The 20,922-nt window shown below is 70.7% G+C and carries 15 protein-coding genes and 1 pseudogene; 11 read left to right on the top strand and 5 right to left on the bottom strand.

Annotated elements, in window-relative coordinates; translation table 11 throughout:
- Positions 1-16 precede the first annotated feature (16 nt).
- The 4 genes from metH to V1634_RS21320 all read left to right on the top strand — a co-directional run bounded on the left by metH (position 17) and on the right by V1634_RS21320 (position 5,850).
- Positions 17-3,664, top strand: a complete 3,648-nt coding sequence (metH, locus tag V1634_RS21335) for a methionine synthase (protein ID WP_331209656.1) — start codon at positions 17-19, stop codon at positions 3,662-3,664.
- Between the two features lie 105 nt (positions 3,665-3,769).
- Entirely contained in the window at positions 3,770-4,372 is a 603-nt protein-coding gene (locus tag V1634_RS21330; protein WP_331209655.1) for a hypothetical protein, read from the top strand.
- A 246-nt stretch (positions 4,373-4,618) separates the two neighbouring features.
- On the top strand, positions 4,619-5,218 hold the full coding sequence (locus V1634_RS21325) for a TIGR03086 family metal-binding protein (protein ID WP_331209654.1): 600 nt from the start codon (positions 4,619-4,621) through the stop codon (positions 5,216-5,218).
- A 143-nt stretch (positions 5,219-5,361) separates the two neighbouring features.
- Positions 5,362-5,850, top strand: coding sequence for a type II toxin-antitoxin system PemK/MazF family toxin (locus V1634_RS21320; RefSeq protein WP_331209653.1), 489 nt, complete (start codon positions 5,362-5,364; stop codon positions 5,848-5,850).
- 66 nt (positions 5,851-5,916) lie between these two features.
- Here the strand turns inward: V1634_RS21320 and V1634_RS21315 are convergent, their stop codons facing one another.
- The 5 genes from V1634_RS21315 to V1634_RS21295 form a co-directional block, all read right to left on the bottom strand.
- Positions 5,917-7,677 (bottom strand): ABC transporter substrate-binding protein, encoded by a 1,761-nt coding sequence (locus V1634_RS21315; RefSeq protein WP_331209652.1) that lies wholly within the window; start codon positions 7,675-7,677, stop codon positions 5,917-5,919.
- A gap of 137 nt (positions 7,678-7,814) precedes the next feature.
- Positions 7,815-8,813 carry an ABC transporter permease gene (locus tag V1634_RS21310; RefSeq protein WP_331209651.1) on the bottom strand — a complete coding sequence of 333 codons (999 nt, stop codon included), beginning with the start codon at positions 8,811-8,813 and terminating at the stop codon, positions 7,815-7,817.
- 9 nt (positions 8,814-8,822) lie between these two features.
- Entirely contained in the window at positions 8,823-9,881 is a 1,059-nt protein-coding gene (locus V1634_RS21305; protein ID WP_331209650.1) for an ABC transporter permease, read from the bottom strand.
- Positions 9,882-9,995: 114 nt separating this feature from the next.
- The gene (locus tag V1634_RS21300; protein WP_331209649.1) at positions 9,996-11,024 is read right to left on the bottom strand and encodes an ABC transporter ATP-binding protein; all 1,029 of its coding nucleotides are present in this window, start codon (positions 11,022-11,024) and stop codon (positions 9,996-9,998) included.
- Positions 11,021-12,097 carry an ABC transporter ATP-binding protein gene (locus tag V1634_RS21295; RefSeq protein ID WP_331209648.1) on the bottom strand — a complete coding sequence of 359 codons (1,077 nt, stop codon included), beginning with the start codon at positions 12,095-12,097 and terminating at the stop codon, positions 11,021-11,023. The genes V1634_RS21300 and V1634_RS21295 overlap by 4 nt, the downstream gene beginning before the upstream one ends.
- 358 nt (positions 12,098-12,455) lie before the next feature.
- Here V1634_RS21295 and V1634_RS21290 point away from each other — a divergent pair, with 358 nt between their 5' ends.
- The 7 genes and pseudogenes from V1634_RS21290 to V1634_RS21260 all read left to right on the top strand — a co-directional run.
- A complete protein-coding gene (locus V1634_RS21290; RefSeq protein ID WP_331209647.1) occupies positions 12,456-13,010 on the top strand; it encodes a Uma2 family endonuclease in 555 nt (184 codons plus the stop codon).
- 85 nt (positions 13,011-13,095) lie between these two features.
- Positions 13,096-14,532: a TldD/PmbA family protein gene (locus V1634_RS21285; RefSeq protein ID WP_331209646.1), complete on the top strand. Its 1,437-nt coding sequence runs from the start codon at positions 13,096-13,098 to the stop codon at positions 14,530-14,532.
- A gap of 281 nt (positions 14,533-14,813) precedes the next feature.
- On the top strand, positions 14,814-16,202 hold the full coding sequence (locus tag V1634_RS21280) for a TldD/PmbA family protein (protein ID WP_331209645.1): 1,389 nt from the start codon (positions 14,814-14,816) through the stop codon (positions 16,200-16,202).
- 79 nt (positions 16,203-16,281) lie between these two features.
- Positions 16,282-17,034, top strand: coding sequence for a hypothetical protein (locus tag V1634_RS21275; RefSeq protein WP_331209644.1), 753 nt, complete (start codon positions 16,282-16,284; stop codon positions 17,032-17,034).
- Between the two features lie 292 nt (positions 17,035-17,326).
- Entirely contained in the window at positions 17,327-18,148 is an 822-nt protein-coding gene (locus V1634_RS21270; protein WP_331209643.1) for a hypothetical protein, read from the top strand.
- Between the two features lie 12 nt (positions 18,149-18,160).
- Positions 18,161-20,086, top strand: a complete 1,926-nt coding sequence (locus V1634_RS21265) for a fumarate reductase/succinate dehydrogenase flavoprotein subunit (protein ID WP_331209642.1) — start codon at positions 18,161-18,163, stop codon at positions 20,084-20,086.
- Positions 20,086-20,874 (top strand): annotated as a pseudogene (locus V1634_RS21260) (succinate dehydrogenase/fumarate reductase iron-sulfur subunit); the annotation flags it as partial. The gene V1634_RS21265 and the pseudogene V1634_RS21260, both read left to right, overlap by 1 nt.
- Positions 20,875-20,922 lie beyond the last annotated feature (48 nt).

Below are 20,922 nucleotides of genomic sequence, written 5' to 3'. Positions count from 1 at the left end.
ACGACGGAGGTGGCCAATGGGTACGGCTTCGAACGGCACCGAGACGCGGGCGGCCCGCACCCGGGCCCTGCGGGAGCTGCTCGCCGAGCGGATCGTGGTGCTGGACGGTGCCTGGGGCACGATGCTCCAGGGTGCCGGGCTCACTCCCGCCGACTACCGGGGCGAGCTGCTGGCCGACCACCCACAGGACGTGACCGGCAACCCGGACCTGCTCAACCTGACCCGGCCGGACGTCATCCTCGACGTACACCGGCGCTACCTGGCGGCCGGCGCGGACATCACCTCGACGAACACCTTCACCGCGACGAGCATCGCGCAGGCCGACTACGGCCTCCAGTCGCTGGTCCCGGAGATGAACCTGCGCGGCGCCCAGCTCGCCCGGCAGGCCGCCGACTCCGCGGGCGGCAGGTTCGTCGCCGGCTCGGTCGGGCCGCTGAACGTGACCCTCTCGCTCTCGCCCCGGGTGGACGACCCGGCCTTCCGGACCGTCTCCTTCGACCGGGTCCGCGAGGCGTACGCGGAGCAGATCCGGGCGCTGGCCGCAGGCGGCGTCGACATCCTGCTGATCGAGACGATCTTCGACACGCTGAACGCGAAGGCCGCGATCGCCGCCGCCCGGGAGGTCGCGCCCGAGCTGCCGCTCTGGATCTCGGTGACCATCGTCGACCTGAGCGGCCGGACCCTCTCCGGGCAGACCGTCGAGGCGTTCTGGAGTTCGATCGCGCACGCCGAACCGCTGGCGGTCGGGGTGAACTGCTCGCTCGGCGCCGCCGAGATGCGCCCGCACGTCGCCGACCTGGCCCGGCTGGCCGACACCTACGTCGCCTGCCACCCCAACGCCGGGCTGCCGAACGCGTTCGGCGGCTACGACCAGCAGCCCGAGGAGACCGGCCGGCTGCTCCGCGAGTTCGCCGACGCCGGCATGGTCAACATCGTCGGCGGCTGCTGCGGCACCGGCCCCGACCACATCGCCCAGATCGCCGCCGCCGTCGCCGGCCAGCCGCCCCGGCCGGTGCCGGCGGTGCCGGCCGCCACCCGGTTCAGCGGCCTGGAGCCGTTCGCCATCGGCGCCGACACCGGCTTCGTGATGATCGGCGAGCGGACCAACGTGACCGGCTCGGCCCGGTTCCGCCGGCTGATCGAGGCCGACGACTACCAGGCCGCCGTCGACGTGGCGCTGGAGCAGGTACGCGGCGGCGCCAACATCCTCGACGTGAACATGGACGCCGACCTGCTCGACAGCGAGCGGGCGATGACCACCTTCCTGAACCTGATCGCCACCGAGCCCGAGGTCGCCCGCATCCCGGTCATGATCGACAGCTCGCGGTGGAGCGTGCTGGAGGCCGGGCTCAAGTGCGTACAGGGCAAGGGGATCGTCAACTCGATCAGCCTCAAGGAGGGTGAGGAGGTCTTCCTGGAGCAGGCGCGGCGGATCCGGGACTACGGCGCCGGTGTGGTGGTGATGGCCTTCGACGAACTCGGCCAGGCGGACACCACCGAACGCAAGGTGTCGATCTGCGCCCGGGCGTACGACCTGCTCACCCAGCGGGCCGGGTTCGCCCCCACCGACATCGTCTTCGACCCGAACGTACTGGCCGTGGCGACCGGGATCAGCGAGCACAACGGGTACGCGAAGGCGTTCATCGAGGCGCTCCCGCTGATCAAGGAGCGCTGCCCGGGGGCGAGGACCAGCGGCGGCATCTCCAACCTGTCGTTCTCGTTCCGGGGCAACGACGTCGTACGCGAGGCGATGCACTCGGCGTTCCTGCTGCACGCCGTACGGGCCGGGCTGGACATGGGCATCGTCAACGCCGGTCAGCTCGCCGTCTATCAGGACATCCCCGCCGACCTGCTGGAACTCGTCGAGGACGTACTCTTCGACCGGCGTCCGGACGCGACCGACCGGCTGGTCGGCTTCGCCTCCACGGTCAGCGGCTCCGGCACCCGGCGCACCGTCGACCTCGGCTGGCGGGAGACGCCGGTCTCCGAGCGCCTCTCCTACGCGCTCGTGCACGGCATCGTCGACTTCATCGAGGCCGACACCGAGGAGGCGCGCAAGCAGGCCGACCGCCCGCTCGACGTGATCGAGGGGCCGCTGATGGACGGCATGAAGGTCGTCGGCGACCTCTTCGGCTCCGGCAAGATGTTCCTGCCCCAGGTGGTGAAGAGCGCCCGGGTGATGAAGCGCTCGGTCGCCTACCTGGAGCCGTACATGGAGGCGGAGAAGGAGCAGGCCCGGGCGGAGGGCCGGCTGGAGAGCAACCGGGGCCAGGGCAAGGTGGTACTGGCGACGGTCAAGGGCGACGTGCACGACATCGGCAAGAACATCGTCGGCGTGGTGCTCGGCTGCAACAACTACGACGTGGTCGACCTCGGCGTGATGGTGCCGGCCGCGAAGATCCTGGACACCGCGATCGCCGAGGGCGCCGACGCGATCGGGCTCTCCGGGCTGATCACACCGTCCCTGGACGAGATGGTCGCGGTCGCCACCGAGATGCGGCGGCGCGGGATGAACCTGCCGCTGCTGATCGGCGGGGCCACCACATCCCGGCAGCACACCGCGGTCCGGATCGCCCCGGCGTACGACGGCAGCACCGTGCACGTGCTCGACGCGTCCCGGGTGGTCGGGGTCGTCTCCGACCTGCTGAACCCGGAGCGGGCCGCCGAACTCGACGTGCGCAACCGGGCCGAGCAGCAGCGGCTGCGCGAGCAGCACGAGGGGCGGGACCGGGTTCCGCTGCTCACCCTCGACCAGGCCCGGGAGAACCGGGAAGAGGTCGACCACACGGAGCCGCCGGTGCCGGCCTTCACCGGCGTACGCGTCGTCCGGCCCGAGCTGACCGCGCTGCGCGAGATGATCGACTGGCAGTTCCTCTTCCTCGCCTGGGAGTTGAAGGGGAAGTTCCCGGCGATTCTCGACCAGCCGGTGGCCCGGGAACTCTACGACGACGCCAACACCATGCTCGACCAGATCATCGCGGACGGCTCGCTTCACGCCGTCGGCTCGTACGCCTTCTGGCCGGCGCGCGCCGAGGGTGACGACATCGTGCTGACCGGCGAGGCCGACACCCGCTTCCCGATGCTGCGCCAGCAGACCGCCAAGCCGGCCGGGCGGCCGAACCGCTGCCTCGCCGACTACGTCGCGCCGGCCGGTGACCACCTCGGCGGCTTCGCGGTGGCGATCCACGGTGCCGAGGAGCTGGCCGCCGGCTTCGAGGCGCGGCACGACGACTACCGGGCGATCATGGTCAAGGCGCTGGCCGACCGGCTCGCCGAGGCGTTCGCGGAATACCTGCACCTGCGGGCCCGGCGGGACTGGTACGAGCCGGACGCCGACCCGGCGATCGAGGATCTGCACGCCGAACGGTTCCGGGGCATCCGTCCCGCCCTCGGCTATCCGGCCAGCCCCGACCACAGCCTCAAGCGGCGGCTCTTCGAGCTGCTCGACGCCGAGGCACTCGGGATGGGCCTGACCGAGTCGTACGCGATGACGCCGGCCGCCAGTGTCAGCGGGCTGCTCTTCGCGCACCCGTCGTCGCGGTACTTCACCGTCGGGCGGCTCGGCCGGGACCAGGTCGAGGACTACGCGGCACGGCGGGGCCTGCCGGTCGCCGAGATCGAGCGTTGGCTCCGCCCCAACCTGGGGTACGAACCCGAACAGTGACCGACGTCGCCCGGTCGGTTAGCCAGCTCTCCACCCATTTGTCCCCGCCTATCCTCCGTTCGGCTCATTACCCTGGTCAGTGGCGGCCGAGGTGAGGAGACGCCGGTGGAACTGCGAGGCCCGCTTTCCTGGCGGATCGGCATCCGCCGGTGGGATTTTCTGCTCGACTGCGCACTGTGGATCCGGGCCAGCGAGTGCATCGAGGTGCCGGCGCACCGGCTGGTGCCCGGCCCGCTGGACCTCGACGAACTCCCGGCGCCGACCCGGCCGCTCGGTTTCGTGCCGGGCGCGGAGTGGCTCGGCTGGTGGCTCTCGCTGGTCGACCCGGCGGGACGGCGTCCGCGTCCGCGGGCCGGTCTGGAGCCCGCCGACGACACCCCGGATCCGCTCGGCCTGGCACCGCGGCCGGCGCTGCGCCGGGTGGTCGCGGAACGCTGGCCGGAGGCCCGCGACTGGCACGTTGCCCGGCAGGGGGACTCCTTCACCCGGCCGGGTCCGGGTAACTCGGCCGCCACCGACGTGGTACGCCAGGTCGAACGGTCGCTGGGCCGGTCGGTTCGGCCGTTCAGCATCGAGATCACCCTGCTGCCGGTACGTGACGAGGTGATCCGCCGGGTGGACCACGAGCGCTACCTGGTCCCGGAGCGGGTGCACGACAGTCCACGGTGGTCGGTCTGGCTCCGTGACCTGGTGCTCCGGATCGGCTGACCCGCGCACCCCGCCACGCGGTCGCCGGCCGGTTTCCGGCCAGGGTTGTCGGTGGTGCTGGATAGTCTCCCGGACGGTCGGCCGACCCCGGTCCGGCCTCGGTCCGACCCCGGTCCGGCCCGCCGGACGTGGGCCGGTTCGGCCGGCCCGAAGCGCACCCGCCGGCACGCCGCTCCGGCATCGCCCGTCGGTCGACGGGTCGAGCCCGGCGCGCCTGCGCACACCAGTCGCCGAAGGGAGTCGCAGATGCTCGACCTGGGTCCTGCCGCGCAGGAGGTGATCCGGCTGGTCGGCGGCGTGACCGACGACCAGTTGACCGATCCGACACCGAGCACCGACACCTCGGTGGCCGCCCTGCTGGACCACCTGATGGGCCTCTCGCTCGCCTTCAGCTGGGCGGCGCGGAAGTCCGGCGGGGACGGCCCCGGCGCCTCCGCACCGCCACCGCCGGCCAGTCCCGACAACCTCGATCCGCGGTGGCGCACCGTGCTGCCGGCGAGGCTGACCGAACTGGTCGAGTCCTGGCGGCAGCCGGACGCCTGGGCCGGGATGACCACGGCCGGTGGGGTGACGCTGCCGGCCGAGGTGATGGGTGTGGTCGCGCTGGACGAGCTGGTGCTGCACGGCTGGGACCTGGCCAAGGCGACCGGCCAGCCGTTCCACTGCGATCCGGCCAGCACCGAGGCGGTGCTGGCGTTCACCGCCGAGTCGGCCCGCCCCGAGCAGGCCGCCGGCCGCGAGGGGCTGTTCGGGCCGGTGGTGCCGGTGCCGGCGGACGCGTCGCCGTTCGACAGGGCGTTGGGCTTCGCCGGCCGCGACCCCGGCTGGAAACCGCCGGCTCGCTGAGCCGCCGTCCCTGCGTCCCCACCGGCGGTCGGCCCGCCGCGAGCGCGGTACGACCCGCTTCCTTCCGGTCCGGCCCGGTGTGATCGATCGGACCGGACCGGACCGGACCGGACCGGGGCGACGGTGACGGGTAGGGTTCCGCCGTGGCGAATCTCTGGAAGGGCGTGACCGCGACCGTCAGCCGGGTGGCTCGGCGTACCCCCGCTCGCAGCGCCGGCCCCGTTCCCGCCCAGCTCGCACGGCGACGCCAGGTCTCCGCGTTGCAGCGCCGGGAGCTGGTCTACGCCCCCGAGCTGGACGGGCAGGCCGACCCGGGCGAGATCGTCTGGACCTGGGTGTCCTACGAGGACGATCCGCGCCAGGGCAAGGACCGTCCGGTGCTGGTCGTCGGGCGGGTCAGCCGGACCCTCTTCGGGCTGATGCTCTCCAGCAAGAGCGACCGGGACGGTCAGCGGCACTGGCTCGCCCTCGGCCCCGGCGAGTGGGACCGGGACAACCGGCCGAGCTGGGTCCGGCTCGACCGGGTGCTGACGATGCGCGAGGACAGCATCCGGCGGGAGGGCGCGGTGTTGGACCGGGCCCGCTTCGACCTGGTCGGCCGAGCGCTGCGCACCGGGTACGGCTGGCGCTGAGCCGAGGTGTAAGGAAGGGCCCCTTCTTATACAAAAAGCGATAAGAAGGGGCCCTTCCTTACACCGCTACTGCTTGATGTGTGCGTTGTAGAAGACCGGGGTGCCGAACTGCTCGGAGATGACCAGGCCCCCGACCTTGGTGCCGGTGACCAGGAAGGTGTTGTCCTGGTAGACCGGCACGACCGGAACGTACTTCTCCATGATCATTTGGTCGAGCTTGGCCCACTCCGGGCCAGCCTCGCCGGCCGGTAGGTTGCTCACCCGGTCGATCTCGGCGTTCACGTCGTCGGCGTTGAAGTACGACACGTTGGAGTTGCCCTGCGGCCCGATCTTGCGGCCGTCCCAGAGGACCGGGATCGTCGAGACCGCACTCGGCCAGTCCGCCGCCCAGTTCGACAGGTAGATGTCGTACGGGTTGCCGCGGGTCCGGGCGGTCGGGTTGTGGGTCGGCTGGTCGACGTACTGCACCGTGACGTCGAAGCCGGCCCGCTCCAGGCTCTGCTCCACGATCGGCGCGGTCTGCTGGCCGAAGGCGCTGTTCCGGGACATGAAGACCAGCTTGGGCTTCTGCCCGCCGAGCAACTCCTTGGCCTTCTCCGGGTTGCCGGTCGGCCCGCCGTCGTACGGGTTCGGGTAATCCGCCCGGCCGATGGTGGTGTCGGCCAGCAGGGTGTGGGTCAGCTTGCCGGAGGCGTCGCCGCCCTGGGTGGCAAGGATGCCCTGCTTGTCGATGGCGTACGCGATCGCCTGGCGGACCTTGACGTCCTTGATCCGCTCGTTGTTGATGCTCAGGTACCAGACCGACGGGGCGGTCTTGCGCAGCGCCCGCTCACCGAGCGAGGAGTCGCCGAGTACCTGGTTGACCAGCGCCTGCGGGACCTCGTCCCAGGCGACGGCGAACTGGTCGGCGCCCTGGCTGGCCAGCGCCCGCTCGGTCGCGGCGCTGTCGTTCGGGCCGATCTCGACCTCGATGCCGTCCGGGTAGGCGTGCCGCAGCGGGTCGGTCTTCGGGTCCCAGTTCGGGTTGCGCTCCAGCACGAACCGGGTGTCCTTGACGTACTCCTTGATCTTGTACGGTCCGGAGGAGACCACCCGGCGGTCGTACTCGGTACGGGTGTCCTGGGCCTTCGGCACCGGCACCGAGGTCGGCAGCGAGAGCGCGAACGGCAGGTCGCAGTGCGGCTTGGCGAAGTTGAAGATCAGCGTACGGTCACCGCGCACGACCAGCCCGGGGACGTCGTCGACGCCCGAGGTGTACGGCCCCTTGTAGTTCGCGTTGTACGTCGCGTTGTCGGCCAGCCACTCCTGGATGTACGTCGGCCCGCCGTCGATGCTCTCCTCGAAGGAGCGGGCGATCCCGTACGCCACGTCGGCCGCCCTGATCGGCGTACCGTCCTCGAACTTCACCCCCTCCTTGAGGGTGTACTCCCAGGTCTTGCAGTCTTTGTTGACGTCCTTGCCCGGGTCGGTGGCGAGGTCGCCAACCAGCAGCACGTTGCCGTTGCCGTCCTCCCTGAAGACGGTCAGCGTCCGGAGGAACATCTGCTGGATCGACATACCGAAGAAGGTGTAGGTGCGCTGCGGGTCCAGGTGCTCGAAGTCCTCCTCCTGGAGAATCTTCAGCGTGCCGCCGGGCTTCGCTCCGGGCACCTCGGCCGCCGGCCCCTGTGAGTCCTTCGGGTCGGTCGCGATCGAGCTGGTGAACTGCTTGCCGCCGCCGTTGTCGGAGTCACCGTTGTCGCCGGTGTTCTCCGAGCAGGCGGCCAGCGCACTGGTCGCGAGTACGAGCGCGGCGCTCGTCGCGGCCACCGCGAGCCTGGGTCGCATAGGAAGTCCTCCTGGTCTCGTTCCCGCAGGTCGGATCGGCATCGATCTGTTGAAGGAAATATTCACTCAAAGGAACTTGAAGGTAAGTTTCATAGCAGTAACGATGGGACAACGTTTCCGCACCCGCCACCGGCCGGTCATCCGAGTCGGACCCGGGGATCGACCACCGCGTAGAGCACGTCGACCAGGACGTTGGCGGCCACCACGAAGACGGCGGCGAGCAGCACCGTCGCCATCACGATCGGCATGTCCAGGTTGAGCGCCGCGTTCAGCGCGGTCTTGCCGAGCCCGGTGAACCCGAAGACCGTCTCGGTGATGACCGTGCCGCCGAGGTAGGCGCCGAGGTCCAGCCCGGCGATGGTGATGATCGGGGTGATCGCGGCGCGCAGCGCGTGCCGGCCGTACACGGTGATTTTGGACAGTCCCTTGGCCCGCGCGGTCCGGACGAAGTCCTCGGAGAGGGTCTCCAGCATCTGCGCCCGGGCCAGCCGGGCGTAGGTCGCGGAGTTGAGGAAGCCGAGCGCGAACCAGGGCAGGATCATCGCCGACGCCCAGGCCAGCGGGTTCTCGGTCAACGGGGTGTAGCGCGGATAGCCCAGCAGGCCGCTCTCGTAGACCAGACCGATCAGCAGCAGCGGCCCGAAGAGCAGGATCGGCATGGAGGCGCCGACCAGCGAGGTGCCGACCGCCAGCCGGTCGAAGGCGGTCCCCCGGCGCAACGCCGAGACCATCCCGATCGAGATGCCGAGCAGCAGCCAGACCACGGCCGCGCCGAAGACGATGCTCAGGGTCACCGGCAGGGTACGCCCGACGATCCCGGTCACCGGCTCGTCGTTGCGGAACGAGAAGCCGAGGCAGGGCGCCGGACAGTCCCGGGCGGTCTCACCGGAGCCGATGGTACGGCCGACGAAGATGCCCCGCATGAAGTCGCCGTACTGCACCGGAATCGGCTTGTCCAGCCCCATCCGGCGTTCGATCATCTCGATCCGCTCCGGGCTGCACACGTTCTTGCTGTCCCCGCACATCAGCTCGGCCGGGTTGTTCGGCACCGCGAAGAACATCCCGAAGGTGATCACGCTGACCGCGAGCAGGGTACTCAGCGCCAGCAGGATCTTCTTGACCACGAATCGCAGCACGGACGCCTCCTACCTGCTCGACTTCGGGTCGAGCGCGTCGCGCAGCGAGTCGCCGAAGAGGTTGAACGCCAGCACCAGCAGGAACAGCGTGGTCCCGCCCACGATGGTGAAACTCGGTACGTCCCGGATGTAGCGCACGCTGTCGTTGATCAACCGGCCCAGGTCGGGGGTCGGTTCCAGCACCCCGATGCCGAGGAACGACAGCGCCGCCTCCGCCGTGATCAGGGCCGGCACGTTCAACGAGAAGGTCACCAGGATCGGCGCCCAGAGGTTCGGCAGGAGTTGCCGGAACAGGATGTGCCCGAGTCCCGCCCCGGAGGCCCGGGCCGCCTCGACGAACTCCCGCTCACGCAGTGAGAGCACCTGTCCCCGGACCAGTCGGGCGGAGATCGTCCAGTTGAAGAGTACGAAGATCAACACCAACAGCGCGGGTCGGAACCACGACGCCACCTCGTCGCGGGGTCCGTAGAACTGGTTGACCGCGAGCGGCACGAACGCGAAGCAGAAGATGTAGAACGGGAAGGCGAGCGCCAGGTCGATGATCCAGGTGATCACGGCGTCGAGCCAGCCGCCGACGTACCCGGCGAGGATGCCGATCACCACGCCGAGCGCGATGGTCAGCACGGCGGCGGTGAAGGCGATCATCAACGAGGTACGCAGCCCGTAGACCACCTGGATGAAGATGTCCCGCCCGATCCCCGGCTGGATGCCGAACCAGTGCTCCCCGGAGACTCCGGCGTAGCCGAGCGGGAAGCCGTTGCGGTCCAGCCGTTCCGGGAACCGGTCCTCCGGGCCCTTGCCGTAGAGGCGGGCCACCAGCGGCGCGGCCACCGCCAGCAGGACGAAGAAGACCAGTACCGCCCCGCTGACCAGTGCCACCCTGTCCCGGCGCAACCGCCGCCAGGCGAGCTGACCCGGCGACCGGCCGACGATCTCGGCCGCCTCGACTCCCGGTGGGATGGCCGCACCGCCAGACGAGGTGGAGCCCTCCGGCGGTACGTCGTCGAGCGTCGGCCCGACCCCGGCCGCCACCGCACCGACCTGTGCCGCGATCTGCTGCTCACTCACTGTGCCCGCCCTCGTTCGCGCTGCGGGACTCGCAAACCCGGCTCATTCCTCGCACTCACTGTGCCCGCCTTCGTTCGCGCTGCGGGACTCGCAAACCCGGCTCATTCCTCGCACTCACTGGAGATCGCCCTCCTCCGGGAAGTGGCAGGCCACCGCGCCGCCCCCGCCCGGGTACCCGGTGAGCGCCGGCTCCTGGGTCGCGCAGATCTCCTGGGCCTTCCAGCAGCGGGTCCGGAACCGGCAGCCGGACGGCGGGTCCAGCGGTGTCGGTACGTCCCCGGTGAGCCGGATCCGCCCCGCCGGCCCCAACTTCGTCACGTCCGGTACGGCGGAGAGCAGCGCCCGGGTGTACGGATGCCGGGGCCGCTGGTAGATCTCCACCCGGTCCCCGGTCTCCACGATCTTCCCGAGGTACATCACCGCGATCCGCTGGCAGAAGTGCCGGACCACGGCGAGGTCGTGCGCGATGAAGACGAAGGCGAGATCCAGCTCCCGTTGCAGGTCGCGGAGGAGGTTGACCACCTGCGCCTGGATCGACACGTCCAACGCGGAGACCGGCTCGTCGGCGACGACGAGCTTCGGCCGCAGGGCCAGCGCGCGGGCGATCCCGATCCGTTGCCGCTGGCCGCCGGAGAACTCGTGCGGATAGCGGTTGTAGTGCTCCGGGTTCAGGCCCACGAGTTCGAGCAGCTCGCGGACCCGCTGCTTCACCCCGCCGGGCGGGGCGATCCCGTTGACCTGCAACGGCATCGCCACGATCCGTCCGACGGTGTGCCGGGGATTCAGCGAGGCGTACGGATCCTGGAAGATGATCTGAAGGTCCTGGCGGAGCGGCCGCAGCTCGCCCCGGGAGGCGTGCGTGATGTCCCGCCCCTCGAAGACGATCCGGCCGGCGGTCGGCTCCAGCAGCCGGACCAGCAGCCGGCCGGTGGTGGTCTTGCCACAGCCGGACTCGCCGACCAGCCCCAGGGTCTCCCCCGCCCGTACCTCGAAGTCCAGCCCGTCGACCGCGCGGACCAGGCCGTGACGGCGCAGCCCGGACCGCACCGGGAAGTGCTTGGTCAACCCGGTCACGGCCAGCAGCGGCTCACCGCCTCCGGTGCCGACCGGCTGATCCACCGCTACCTCTGTCCGCGCACTCACGGTGCCACCCCCACCTGGGCGATCTCGGCCGCGTAGAACCGCTGCCGGTCGGCCTCGGCCAGGTGGCAGGCGACCAGGTGACCGGCCTCGGTCACCGGCAGCAGCTCGGGAACCTCGGTCGAGGCGCGCCCGCCGGTGCGGTCGGCGTAGCGGCAGCGGGGATGGAAGGCGCAGCCGGGCGGCAGGTTGATCAGGCTCGGCGGGTTGCCCCGGATCGGCACCAGGTCCGCGTCCGCGTCACCGTGCAACGACGGCACGCTGGAGAGCAACCCCCAGGTGTACGGATGCTGCGGCCGACGCAGTACCTGCTCGACGCTGCCGTGCTCGACGGCCCGGCCGGCGTACATCACGAGTACCTCGTCGGCGACCTGGCTGACCACCCCGAGGTCGTGGGTGATCAGCACGATCGCCGAGTTGAACTCGGACTGCAGGTCGGCCAGCAGGTCGAGGATCTGCGCCTGCACGGTGACGTCCAGCGCGGTGGTCGGCTCGTCGGCGATCAGCAGGTCGGGGTCGTTGACCAGGGCCATCGCGATCATGACCCGCTGGCGCATCCCGCCGGAGAACTCGTGCGGGTAGTCGTCGATCCGGCGCTCCGGCTGCGGGATGCCGACCCGGCCCAGCATCTCGACAGCACGTCGCCGAGCGGCCTGGCGACCGGCACCGGGATGGTGCACCCGGTACGCCTCGGCGATCTGCCGCCCCACCGGATAGTAGGGATGCAGCGCGGAGAGCGGGTCCTGAAAGACCATCGCCATGTCCCGGCCGCGCAGTCTGCGGCACTGCGCGTCGGGCAGCCCGACGATGTCCCGCCCACCGACCAGGATCGCGCCGCTGATCTCCGTACGCCTCGGGTCGTGCAGGCCGAGGATGGCGAGGCTGGTCACGCTCTTGCCCGAGCCCGACTCGCCGACGATGCCCAGGGTGCGCCCGCGCCGCACCGCGAACGAGAGCCCGTCGACCGCCCGTACCACCCCGTCCTCGGTGCGGAACCGCACCCGCAGGTCCTGCACTCGCAGGTAGGGGTCGGTTACCGGGGCTCCGGACGACGCTGCCGATTCCGGTGTTCCCACCAGCGCCCTCCTCTTCCTGCTCCGTCCCTGGGGGAGCGTGAAGGTAACCTACAGCAGAGTTCAGAGGGTGAAAATAAGCTACACGTGCCGATCTTCCCAGTCCACCGGGCTCCCACACCGGCAGACCGGCGCATCGCCCTATTCAAATGGCTCCGCCCCACCCTGTCGACCCCACCCACCCCCACCGCCGGCACCCCGGGAAGATCGCGCTGTTTCCCCGAGACAGTGGGGTACCCGCGACGGAAGCCACTGCTTCCGAGAAGGAGCCTCGCAGTCCACGCGGTGTCGGTCCGCTGTGCCAGACTGGCGCCGTACCGGAGGCGAACTACCGAGTCACGACGACGGGCCGCAGGTGGCCATGACCGCGGCGGTGTTCGAGCACGGCGGGCCGTGGACCGAAGCGGAATACCTCGCCCTGGGCGAGACCCGGGATCGCGTCGAACTCTTCGACGGGAGCCTCCACGTGACACCTGCCCCCACTCCTCGCCACCAGCACATCTCCGGCGAGATCCGCTCGGCCCTGCGGCCGGCCGTGCGCGCCGCCGGACTCCACGTGCTGGAGGCGGTGAACGTACGGCCGCAACCGGGCCGGATTCCGATCCCCGACCTGGTGGTCACCGGCGAGATCGACTTCGACGAGCCGGTCGTCGACGGTACGGCGGTCCGGCTGGTCTGCGAGATCAGTTCGCCGAGCAACGCCGCCACCGACAAGGTGCTCAAGATGCACTACCACGCCGCTGCCCGGATCCCGTGGTATCTGCTGGTCGAGCAGGAGACCGGCACGCTACGGCTGCACCGCCTGGACGGCTCCCACTATGTGGAGCACGCGGTGGCCAAGTCCGGCGAATCCCTGCGGCTCAGCGAGCCGGTGGTGGCGGAAATCCGGCCGGACGACCTGCTCCCCCGGCGCTGAACCCGTCTCCTCGCATAAGGTCATCCATGATCGGGTTCGGCTCCGGCCGGATCAGGCGAACGGGCGAACCAGCGAGGAGATGCCGATGGCCGAGTTCGACGTGGCGACGGCGGCGGTACAGGCCGCCCTCGACGCCGGGGCCCGGTACGCCGACGCGCGGGTGATGCACCGCCGGTACGAGTCGATGTCCGCCCGCAACGGCGAGATCGAGTCCGTCACCCAGGACGAGAGCGCCGGAATCGGGGTACGCGCACTCGTCGGCTCGGGATGGGGCTTCTACGCCGTACCCGAGCTGGCGGAGTCGGCGGCCCGGGCGGCGGGTGAGCGGGCCGCGCGGATCGCCGCCGCGAGTGGCCGGGTCGCCGGTCCCGGCAGCGGCCTGCTGCCGACGCCGGCCAGCACCGGATCGTGGAGTTCCCCGTGCGCCGTCGACCCGCTCTCGGTGTCGCTGTCGGACAAGGGCGACCTGCTGGTCCGGGCCACCGGCACGTCCCGGGAACACGGCGCCGACCTGGCCGAGGGGCTCTACCAGATCTGGGACACCCGCAAGTGGTTCGTCTCCAGCGAGGGGCACCGGATCGACCAGCACATCCGGGAGTCGGGAGCGGGAATCTCGGCGACGGTGCTCGGCGAAGGCGAGACGCAGCGCCGCTCCTACCCCAGCTACCGGGGCCAGTACGGCACCCAGGGCTGGGAGCTGGTCGACTCGCTCGACCTGACCGCGCACGCCGCCCGGATCGCCGAGGAGGCGCGGGAGCTGGTGACCGCACCGCTCTGCCCCGCCGGTGAGACGACCCTGATCCTCGGCAGCGAGCAGATGGCGTTGCAGATCCACGAGTCGGTGGGGCACGCCATCGAACTCGACCGGATCCTCGGCTGGGAGGCCGCCTTCGCCGGCACGTCCTGGCTGGATCTCGACCAGCTCGGCGCGCTGCGGTACGGCTCCGAACTGATGAACGTCACCATCGACCCGACCATCCCCGGCGCCCTCGGCAGCTTCGGCTTCGACGACGAGGGGACCCCGGCGGCCAAGCGCGACGCGGTCCGGGAGGGTCGCTGGGTCGGTACGCTCGCCGGCCGGGACTCGGCGGCGGTCGCCGGCCTGGACTACGCCGGCAGCGTCCGCTCCGACGGCTGGGCCCGGCTGCCGATGGTCCGGATGACCAACGTCGGGCTGGAGCCCGGACCACACACCCTGGACGAGATCATCGCGGCCACCGACGACGGTGTGCTGATGGACCTGAACCGCTCCTGGTCGATCGACGACAAGCGGCTGAACTTCCAGTTCGGTTGCGAGATCGGCTGGGAGGTCAAGAACGGCCGGCGGGGCCGGATGCTGCGCAACCCGACGTACACCGGGATCGGGCCGCAGTTCTGGCGGTCGATGGACATGCTCTCCTCGGAGACCGTCGCCTGGGGCACGCCGAACTGCGGCAAGGGGCAGCCGGGGCAGATCGGCCACACCGGCCACCCGGCCGCCCCGGCCCGGTTCCGCAACGTCCGGGTCGGAGTCCGCGGGTGAGCGCGAGGAGTGAGCCGGGTCTGCGAGCCCCGCAGTCGCGAACGAAAGGCCGGCACCGGTGAGCGCGAGGAGTGAGCCGGGTCTGCGAGCCCCGCAGTCGCGAACGAAAGGCCGGCACCGGTGAGCGCGAGGAGTGAGCCGGGCCTGCGAGCCCCGCAGTCGCGAACGAAGCCAGCACCGGTGAGCGCGAGGAGTGAGCCGGGCCTGCGAGCCCCGCAGTCGCGAACGAAGCCAGCACCGGTGAGCGCGACGAGGGAGTGTGCGCGGTTATGGAGGCAGCGATGACATCCCCACTCGACCTTGCCGGCCGGGTCGTCGAACTGGTCCGGCAGGTCGCCGGGCCGAGCGCGGAGGCGGAGGTCGGCACCGAGCGGGCCGAACTGGCGCTGACCCGGTTCGCGAACTCCTTCATCCACCAGAACCTGGCCGACGTCGCCACGACGGTACGGCTGCGGCTGCACCTCGACGGGCGTACCGCGACCGGATCGTCCACCGTGGTCAGTGCCGAGGGAGTACGTGACCTGGTCGAGCGTACGGTCGCGGCGGTCCGGCACTGCCCGCCCGACCCGGGCTGGCCGGGGCTGACCCCACCGACCGCCGTGGACGACGACGGCAACTGGGACGAGGCGACCGCCGCGGCCGGGCCGGAACAGCGGGCCGAGCGGGTACGCGAGTTCGTCGACGCCGTCGGCGGCCTGGAGGCAGCCGGCTACTGCCGTACCGGGCGGCGGGAGGGGGCGTTCGCCAACACGGCCGGGCACGCGGCTTCCGGGCGGAGCACCGAGGCGGCGATGGACGGGATCGCCCGGTGCGGCGGTGCGGACGGGGTGGCCCGACTGGGCTCGTTCCGCCTCGCCGACCTGCACGGCGGGGTACTCGGCGCGCGGGCGTCGGTGAAGGCGCGGGCCGGGGTCGCCCCCGTCGAACTTCCCCCCGGCCGGTACGAGGTGGTGCTGGAGCCGACCGCCGTCGCCGACCTGTTGCAGAACCTCGCGACGTACGGCTTCAACGGCAAGGCGTACAACGAGCAGCGTTCGTTCGCGGTGCCGGGCGAGGAACAGTTCGACCGCTCGGTCACGCTGCTGGACGACCCGCTGGCCGGCCCGGCGCTGCCGTTCGACGCCGAGGGCACCCGCCGGACCCCGGTCGCGCTGGTCGAGCACGGTGTCACCCGGACGGTCACGCACGACCGGCGGACCGCCGCCGAGGCCGGTACCGCGTCGACCGGGCACGCGGTGCCGGGCGGGGCGTCGTTCGGGGCGGTACCGCTGCACCTCGGGCTCGCGCCGGCCGCTTCGCCGAACGGGGTGACCAGGCCGGGCGAGGTCTCCGGACCGGTGGTCGACGCGGACACCGCCGCGCTGGTCGGCCAGGTACGCCGTGGGCTGCTGGTCACCGACCTCTGGTACACCCGGGTTCTCGACCCGAGGAGTCTGGTCGTCACCGGGCTCACCCGCAACGGCGTGTGGCTGATCGAGGACGGAGAGGTGGCCGCCGCCGTACAGAACTTCCGGTTCACCCAGTCCTATCCGCAGGCGCTCGCCCCCGGCGCCGTACTCGGGATCGGCCGGCATTTGGCATTGCAGTCCCAGACCTTCTCCAGCGCGTGGTGGTCGGCGCTGCCGCTCCGGCTGGCCTCGTGGAACTTCACCGGCGGCGCCTCCGGCTGACCGGTGCCCGGACGGCGGGACGTGCCCGTCGTCCGGCGCGGGGATGCCCGGATCGCGTCGCGGTGCTTGACTGTGTGGCGTGACGGACGACGCGACCACCCCCGCCGCCGACGACGCGGGCACCGGCTCCCGATACGGGCCCGGGAAACCGGACCGGACCGAGTCGGTGGGCAGCGCCGGGCGAACCGATCGACCGGCCGAGCCGGCGGGCCGGGCCGGCGACGTACCTCCGGGTGGGCCGGCCGGTCCCGACGGGTCGGCAGGGCAGCGACGCCAGCCCGACCCGGCCGCCCGACGGCGCCGCCGGCTGACCATCGCCGCGATCGCCGGGGCGGCGGTCGTTGTGTTGCTGGTCTGCGGCTGCCTCGGCGCGTTCGCGGCCGGGCTGGGCCGGTTCGCCCGGGAGTCCGACCGGGAGCGGACGGTGCAGGCCCGGGGCGAGAGCGCCTGCCGCGAGCTGGAGAAGCGGCTCAACCGGCTGATCCCGCCCGGTGCCACCGGCGGTCCGGGCGAGCGGGCGGCGGCGATCCGGGACGAGAACGCCGCCGTACGACCGTTCCTCTCCGAGATCGAACGACTACGCGGTTGGTGGGGCGGGCGTGACGACGAACCGGACGACGACGAACCGGGCGGTCGGGGTGAGTCCTGGCAGCGGCTGGTCGACGCCCGGGCCAGCTATGCGGACGCGCTCGACCGGCAGGTGACCAACGGTGAGCCGGCGTTCTTCATCGCACCGCGCGATCCGGCGGGCCGACCGGTGCTGGACCGGTTGCAGCACGGGCCCGAGGAGTGTGCCTCCGCCGCCCGCAGACTCGCCGCGCCGGACCTGTAACCTCTCGCGTTCCACTCCGGTACGTCGACGCCGGTGACCGGTCGCCGGGGTCGACGACCGGTCGCACCGAGTGAAGTTCTGCACAACCGCGCCCGGATCCGGGAGCGGGACTTTCGTAATCGGCAGGAAACCCGCGAGACTCCCTTGCGCATGTGCCTGTCAACGTGCGGCGTAACGTGTGCACCGACGCGGACGCAGGTAGCGCGGCTGCGGGTCTTCCCCTGCCCCGCGCGCCCCGCCGGAACACCATCCGTGCCCGTCATAGCGACCGGGCCCCGTCAGGGAGACATAGATGACTACGAGGACGGCCCCACCTCCGGCCGGACTGCCGGGGAGCGTGCGCCAGCGCGCGGCCATCGCGGCAAAAACCCTGCGTACCGACCGCTGGTGGTTCGCTCCACTGATCACGGTGATCGGGCTCGGCGCCTGGGTCACGTACGCGACGGTGCGGGTATTCATGCACGACTTCTACTGGGTGGCGGACTACCACTACCTGACCCCGTTCTACTCGCCGTGCGTGACCGAGGCCTGCATTCCCGAGGCGGCGCACTTCGGGCGGGTACTGCCCGGCTGGTGGATCATCCCGGACGCCGCGCTGACCCTGCCGTTCCTGCTGCTGTTCCGGCTCACCTGCTACTACTACCGCAAGGCGTACTACCGGTCGTTCTGGCTCTCGCCGCCGGCCTGCGCGGTCCCGGACGGGCACAAGACCTACACCGGTGAGACCCGCTTCCCGCTGCTCGGGCAGAACCTGCACCGCTACACCTTCTACGCCGCGGTGATCATCTCGTTGATCAACACCTGGGACGCGGTCCTCGCCTTCCACAGCCCGAAGGGTTTCGGCTTCGGCCTGGGCAACCTGATCCTGCTCGGCAACGTGGTGATGCTCTGGGCGTACACGATCTCCTGCCACTCCTGCCGGCACATCACCGGGGGGCGGTTGAAGCACTTCTCCAAGCACCCGGTCCGGTACCGGGCCTGGACGTTCGTCTCCAAGCTCAACGTCCGGCACATGCAGCTCGCCTGGATCACCCTGGGCACCCTGGCGCTGACCGACTTCTACGTCATGGCGCTCTCCGCGAACTGGTTCGACGACCTGCGGTTCATCAACTAAAGGGCCTCTGACATGACTACCCGAATCGAACGACACCACTACGACGTCGTCGTCATCGGTGCCGGTGGCGCCGGCCTCCGCGCGGCGATCGAGGCCCGGCTCGCCGGGAAGCGGACGGCGATCATCTCGAAGTCGCTGTTCGGCAAGGCCCACACGGTGATGGCCGAGGGCGGCGCCGCCGCCGCGATGGGGAACGTGAACAGCCGGGACAACTGGCAGGTGCACTTCCGGGACACCATGCGGGGTGGCAAGTTCCTGAACAACTTCCGGATGGCCGAGCTGCACGCGAAGGAGTCGCCGCAGCGGATCTGGGAGCTGGAGACGTACGGTGCGCTCTTCGACCGCACCAAGGACGGGAAGATCTCGCAGCGCAACTTCGGCGGCCACGAGTACCCGCGGCTGGCGCACGTCGGCGACCGGACCGGGCTGGAGCTGATCCGCACCCTGCAACAGAAGATCGTCTCGTTGCAGCAGGAGGACAAGAAGGCGCACGGCGACTACGAGGCCCGGATCAAGGTCTTCGCCGAGACCACCATCACCGAGCTGCTGCTCGACGGGGACAAGATCGCCGGCGCGTTCGGCTACTACCGGGAGTCCGGCGAGTTCGTCCTCTTCGAGGCCCCGGCCGTGGTGCTGGCCACCGGCGGCGTCGGCCGCTCCTACAAGGTCACCTCGAACTCCTGGGAGTACACCGGTGACGGGCACGCGCTGGCACTGCGGGCCGGCGCCACGCTGATCAACATGGAGTTCCTCCAGTTCCACCCGACCGGCATGGTCTGGCCGCCCTCGGTGAAGGGCATCCTGGTCACCGAGTCGGTCCGGGGTGACGGCGGGGTGCTGAAGAACTCCGAGGGCAAGCGGTTCATGTTCAACTACGTCCCCGACGTCTTCCGCAAGCAGTACGCGGAGACCGAGGAGGAGGCGGACCGCTGGTACACCGACCCGGACAACAACCGGCGCCCGCCGGAGCTGCTGCCCCGGGACGAGGTCGCCCGGGCGATCAACGCCGAGGTCAAGGCCGGTCGGGGTACGCCGGCCGGCGGCGTCTACCTGGACATCGCCAGCCGGCTGCCGGCCGAGGAGGTACGCCGCCGGCTGCCCTCGATGTACCACCAGTTCAAGGAGCTGGCCGACGTCGACATCACCGCCGAGCCGATGGAGGTCGGCCCGACCTGCCACTACGTGATGGGTGGCGTCGAGGTCGACCCGGACAGCGGTGCTGCGGCCGGGCACGTGCAGGGGCTCTTCGCCGCAGGTGAGGTCTCCGGCGGCATGCACGGCTCCAACCGGCTCGGCGGCAACTCCCTCTCCGACCTGCTGGTCTTCGGCAAGCGGGCCGGTGAGCACGCCTCGGCGTACGCCGGTCGGCTGCCGGCCCGGCCGAAGGTGTCGGCGTCGGACGTCGAGGCCGCGGTGGACCGGGCGTTGGCCCCGCTGGAGCGCGAGGGCGGGGAGAACCCGTACACGTTGCAGCAGGACCTCCAGGCGGTGATGGGCGACCTGGTCGGCATCATCCGGCGCAAGGGTGAGCTGGAGGAGTCGCTGGTCAAGCTCGCCGACCTGCGCGACCGGGTGACCCGGGTGGCGGTGGCCGGCGGTCGCCGCTACAACCCCGGCTGGCACCTGGCGCTCGACCTGCGCAACATGCTGGTGGTCTCGGAGTGCACCGCCCGGGCGGCGCTGGAGCGCGAGGAGTCCCGGGGTGGCCACACCCGGGAGGACTTCCCGACGATGGCGCCGCAGTGGCGCACGGTCAACCTGGTCTGCTCGCTCGACGGCGACAAGGTACGCCTGGAGCAGAAGCCGCTGCCGAAGATGCGGGCCGAGCTGATCCAGCTCTTCGACCGCACCGAGCTGGCCAAGTACCTGACCGAAGAGGAACTGGCGGACTTCGACGCCCTCACCGCAGAGGCGCACGCTGAGGAGGCGGCCAAGTAATGGCGACACAGAACGCGCCGGGCGGCGCCGGCAAGGCCGGTTCCACCCGGAACTTCAAGGTCTGGCGCGGCGACGAGTCCGGCGGCGAGCTGACCGACTACCAGGTGCAGGTGAACGAGGGCGAGGTGGTCCTCGACGTCATCCACCGGTTGCAGGCGACCGAGGCGCCGGACCTGGCCTGCCGGTGGAACTGCAAGGCGGGCAAGTGCGGCTCCTGCTCGATGGAGATCAACGGCATGCCCCGGCTGGGCTGCATGACCCGGATGTCGACGTTCGAGGAGAACGAGACGGTCACCATCACCCCGCTGCGGACCTTCCCGGTCATCCGGGATCTGGTCACCGACGTCTCGTACAACTACGAGAAGGCCCGGGAGACCCCGGCGTTCGCGCCGCCGGCAGACCTTGAGCCGGGTGACTACCGGATGCAGCAGGTCGACGTCGAGCGGTCGCAGGAGTTCCGGAAGTGCATCGAGTGCTTCCTGTGCCAGAACACCTGCCACGTGGTCCGGGACCACGAGGAGAACAAGGTCGCCTTCTCCGGGCCGCGCTACTTCATCCGCGCCGCCGAGCTGGACATGCACCCGCTGGACGCGAAGTCGGACCGCAAGGAGTACGCCCAGGCGTCACAGGGCCTCGGCTACTGCAACATCACCAAGTGCTGCACCGAGGTCTGCCCCGAGCACATCAAGATCACCGACAACGCGATCATCCCAATGAAGGAACGCGTCGTCGACCGACGGTACGATCCTGTTGTGTGGCTCGGTAGCAAGATCTTCCGCCGTGGCAAGCAGAACGAGGCCGCGCAGGCCCAGACCCCGCGCGACCCCGACCAGCTC

This window comes from Plantactinospora veratri (genome assembly GCF_036421995.1).
Taxonomy (GTDB): Bacteria; Actinomycetota; Actinomycetes; order Mycobacteriales; family Micromonosporaceae; genus Plantactinospora; species Plantactinospora veratri.
This window is presented reverse-complemented; position numbering and strand designations above follow the sequence as displayed.

Bases quoted from the DNA above. Each gene is read 5' to 3' on its own strand.
- V1634_RS21285 (WP_331209646.1), top strand. From the start codon at position 13,096: ATGGCCGAGTTCGACGTGGCGACGGCGGCGGTACAGGCCGCCCTCGAC.
- V1634_RS21280 (WP_331209645.1), top strand. From the start codon at position 14,814: ATGACATCCCCACTCGACCTTGCCGGCCGGGTCGTCGAACTGGTCCGG.
- V1634_RS21270 (WP_331209643.1), top strand. From the start codon at position 17,327: ATGACTACGAGGACGGCCCCACCTCCGGCCGGACTGCCGGGGAGCGTG.
- metH (WP_331209656.1), top strand. From the start codon at position 17: ATGGGTACGGCTTCGAACGGCACCGAGACGCGGGCGGCCCGCACCCGG.
- V1634_RS21325 (WP_331209654.1), top strand. From the start codon at position 4,619: ATGCTCGACCTGGGTCCTGCCGCGCAGGAGGTGATCCGGCTGGTCGGC.
- V1634_RS21290 (WP_331209647.1), top strand. From the start codon at position 12,456: ATGACCGCGGCGGTGTTCGAGCACGGCGGGCCGTGGACCGAAGCGGAA.
- V1634_RS21315 (WP_331209652.1), bottom strand. From the start codon at position 7,677: ATGCGACCCAGGCTCGCGGTGGCCGCGACGAGCGCCGCGCTCGTACTC.
- V1634_RS21265 (WP_331209642.1), top strand. From the start codon at position 18,161: ATGACTACCCGAATCGAACGACACCACTACGACGTCGTCGTCATCGGT.